Annotated in this window: 2 protein-coding genes; both read right to left on the bottom strand. The window is 38.9% G+C overall.

Translation table 11 applies throughout. From position 1 onward, the window contains the following. Window positions 1-754: 754 nt before the first annotated feature. Window positions 755-1,264 (bottom strand): hypothetical protein, encoded by a 510-nt coding sequence (locus VB836_RS15690; RefSeq protein ID WP_323220507.1) that lies wholly within the window; start codon window positions 1,262-1,264, stop codon window positions 755-757. 106 nt (window positions 1,265-1,370) lie between these two features. Next, on the bottom strand, window positions 1,371-4,139 hold a 2,769-nt coding region (locus VB836_RS15695), incomplete at its 5' end, for an Ig-like domain-containing protein (protein ID WP_323220509.1).

A 4,139-nucleotide genomic window follows, 5' to 3' on the forward strand; every position in this document is an offset into this window, starting at 1 on the left:
TTCTCTCTCTGTGACTTAACCCAAAATATGCGTTTCTTGAGAATTAATCTTAAGTTCAAGCAGAAACTTCAAGATCAGACTTGCTCAGGGTTGGGGTTAAATGCCAGCTTCGATTTCATCTGTGATACACCCGCCCAGTCAAGACTTTTTATATTATTGACATAGATTCTTGTTATTTGCAACCCTAGATGATCAATTAGATTTCCGCCCGTAGTCCCATCGGGACAACACAACCTTTGTGAGTTTAGCCAGAAAAATCGGTGAATGTACCAGGGTGATGCGATTCTCCTTCGCCGAGGCGGCACGAACAGTCGGAAGTTCAAACTTGCTTGTTGAAAATTACTCCTTATATTAAAAGAAAGAGACTTTTGACTTCCCCAAATTTTGACAAGATGTGTACCCCGTCAACTTCGGTTGCAGGGGGAAGCAAATCGATCAGAGATCACCGTTGATTAAAACGAACTTCTCAGCTATTTGAGACTTAGTTTTAATAACGGTAGATGAGAGTGTATCACTTTTAGGAGGATTTTGAAAAGACTTTTGTGAAAAATATATGATAAGTCAACTTATAATCTATACAGTGTAAGGGTTTTAGGGGTTTGCAGCTTTCTCCGGTTTGGGCTAGATCTCAGGGTTTCCCACTCAGGCTTCCTCCCCTCTGTTAAAAAGTATTCTCAATAATTTTTAAGATTCTCTCGATCAACCTCAAAGTCCCCCTTTGCTGATTAAGGGGGATTTGGGGGGAGCAATTCTCTTATTGTTTCGCAAAAGAGAAGACAAAATTGGAAAATCCAACAACTTCTCCTGAAATTTTACTCGGGGTTAACGTTCCGCTTAAAACCAGTTTATTACCATTAAATCCGTTCAATTCTAGAGTCACTTCATTTCCTTGTCTGGAGGCTTTTAACGTTCCTTGCTGAAGAATTGTATCTTCCCAAGTATCGTTTTTAGCATTGTACTTAGAACCGTGATGTTTCCAAGTTCCTTGATAGTTGGAACCCGAGTTAGAGAAAACCACAATTTCAAGGATGGTGAGAGCATCATCTCCTTTGGCGTGGAGGTTTCCTTTCCAGTTTCCTTTGAAATCAGGAGAGACTCCAAAATTAGTATTAGGCTGAATTTGCGGCTGAACTGGAGTCCTTTGAATTTGACTATTCTGAGCCATTCTAGCTAATCCTGGAGTTGGACTCACACTCAAAGCTAATCCAACTAAAAAGGTATTAACTATAGTGAAAGTAACGATGGATTTTTGAGAAAAAAGCATGATTTAGTTCCTCTATTCTTGTGGAGTTGTTTTCCTTCTCTACTGTTTGAATAGGAGGAACCCAAAGCTTTTATGCACTCTCAAAGATTTCAGGCTTCATCTCCTGTTATACAAGACTTTCAGGACTATCTGCGAAAATAATCGTGCTAGAGTTGAGACTCGGATCAATCAGATACTCACTAATACTCTGACTCGCTTCCACTTCCGCTAAGTCTTGAGAACTAATGCCATTTCGGGTTAAAAGTCGATAAGTAACAGGAACGGCGCCTTCTTCACTTTCCTCTGGAGGGAGAGAACTGTCATCAAAAATCGGAACACTAATGCTTGCGGTTTGTTCGGTAATAGTAAACGCGAACCCGGTAAAATCAAAGTCTCCTGTCGGGAAACTTTCACCTCCTGTATAGGAAAGTTCGGTGAGATCGAGTTGAGTCAAAGATCGAGGAAGATCGCTGTCTACAAATACTCGTAGTCCGTCTTCTGGAGGCGGTTGATTGAGTGAAAATTCAAAGTTTAACCGAGTTCCTTCTGTTTCAATCAATGTGTTTGGACTCGCGCTAAAACTCACTTGAATTAACTCATCTTCTGGTTCGGGATTATCCGGCAGATTTCCATTATCGGAGGGATTTTCAGGAGGTTGATTGTTATTATCATCATTCGGTTCATCTTGATCATCATTATCATTTTCAGGATTGGGATTTTCTTCATTTTCTAGAGGAGAAATATCCAGTTTATTAGCCTCAACATCAAGAACTGCTAAAATTTCATCAGTATCCAACAAGCGAATTTGAGTTAGACCATTTTGTTGGGTGGTTCGGAGTTGATCAAAGGTTAATTCTCCAGCGAGTTCAAAGCTATCTGTTCCGGCTTCAAAACCTACAATGGTATCGGTTCCTTGACCTGTTGAAAGCATAAACTTATCCCGTCCTAACCCGCCAATTAGGGTATCATTTCCTGCATCTCCTGAAAGAAAATCATCTCCTTCACCTCCAAAAATTAAATCATCTCCTTTACCCCCATAAAAGCTATCATTCCCCTCCTCGCCAATTAGTGTATCTTCATCTTGATTTCCAAAAATTAAATCATCTCCTTCACCTCCGATGATAAAATCTCGACGTTGAGAATTTCCGCTTGAAGGATCATCACCAAATAGAGAATCATTTCCTTTTTCTCCAAAAATTACATCATTCCCTAAACCACCAATAATCCGATCATCATCTTCACCTCCAAATAGATTATCATCCTTCTCTAAACCTAAAATAGAATCATTTCCTTGATTTCCAAAAAGCGCGTCGTTTTCTTCGGTTCCAATCAGTTCATTATCTTCTAAATCTCCGAATATTTCTGAGTTAATCTCTGAATTTAGTTCGGGAGTAGGTAATTCAATTTCTATCGGAATAATCGGTTCGGGTTCCGGTTCAGCTTCCAGTTCAGGTTCAGGAGAAAAAGATTCCGGAATAGGAGGAAGTTGGGGAACAACAAACGGTGAAATCAGGAGTTCAAAGCTATCTTGAATTTGATTTGCTTGCGAGTCACTAGCCGTTACAGTAACATTAAATTGTCCGGGTTGTGTGGGAATTCCAACGATTAATCCACTGTTTGAATCAAAGTCTAAATTAGCAGGTAAACCTGTTACTGAATAGGTTATAAGATCGTTCTCAGGATCACTAAAATTTTGACTGATATTGAGACTAAATCCTAGCTGTTGTAATCCAGCTTGATCTGAGATGGGTGTTGTTAAAACTGGAGGTTGGTTGGTTGAATCATCAGGAGTTTCATCAATATCCTCGTCAGGATTCTCTCCCGAATCATCAGGATTTTCATCAATATCCTCGTCAGGATTCTCTCCCAAATCATCAGGATTTTCATCAATATCCTCGTCAGGATTCTCTCCCGAATCATCAGGATTTTCATCAATATCCTCGTCAGGATTCTCTCCCGAATCATCAGGATTTTCATCAATATCCTCATCAGGATTCTCTCCCGAATCATCAGGATTTTCATCAATATCCTCGTCAGGATTCTCTCCCGAATCATCAGGATTTTCATCAATAAATGTAATTGAAATCGGAGTATAATCTTCTGCTAGGTTATAATTTTCACTTTCTACTAATTGAAAACTAATAACTTGTTCTTCTTCGTCAAGAACATCTTGAAAAATGGGTAAACTAATACTAGCATTCTGTTCAAGAATGGTAATAGCAAAAGCAAAAAAATCTTCATTGGGTGAAACATCATTAATATTTCCAATTCCTGATGAGTTAACATTGGATAAATCAAACTGAGTAAACCCTTGAGGAGTATTACTTTCCAAAATCACCGTAATCCCTTCTTGCGCTGGAGGTTCGCTGAGTTCAAAGTTAAAAGTTAACTCAGTAGATTCAGTTTCGATTAACGTTTCAGGAGTTGCAGTCAAGCTAACAGTGGGAATATTCGGAGGAATATTCGGCGGTTCTTCAACTGTTAGATTAACGGTAGCAATATTAGAATTGTCGGTTCCATCGTTTACTTGATAGGTGAAACTATCGCTTCCAGTAAAATCTAAATTGGGTGTATAATTAAATGTTCCATCTGGATTGAAGGTTAAACTTCCATTACTTGGTTCAGTAATTAAAGTAGCCGTGAGTTCATCGCCATCATCATCGATATCATTGCTAATAATTCCTGACGTTGGGTTAACTGTTAAAACGGTTTCAAATGGAGTGGTATAGTTATCATCCGTCGCAACTGGAGGAATATTAGGCGCTTCTCCAACTGTTAGATTAACGGTAGCAATATTAGAATTGTCGGTTCCATCGTTTACTTGATAGGTGAAACTATCGCTTCCAGTAAAATCTAAATTGGGTGTATAATTAAATGTTCCATCTGGATTGAAGGT

The organism is Limnoraphis robusta BA-68 BA1, from assembly GCF_034932365.1.
In the GTDB taxonomy this organism is placed as follows: domain Bacteria; phylum Cyanobacteriota; class Cyanobacteriia; order Cyanobacteriales; family Microcoleaceae; genus Capilliphycus; species Capilliphycus robustus.

What these genes read in the sequence shown, in the direction of transcription:
- VB836_RS15690 (WP_323220507.1), bottom strand. Translation starts at nt 1,264, where the DNA reads ATGCTTTTTTCTCAAAAATCCATCGTTACTTTCACTATAGTTAATACC.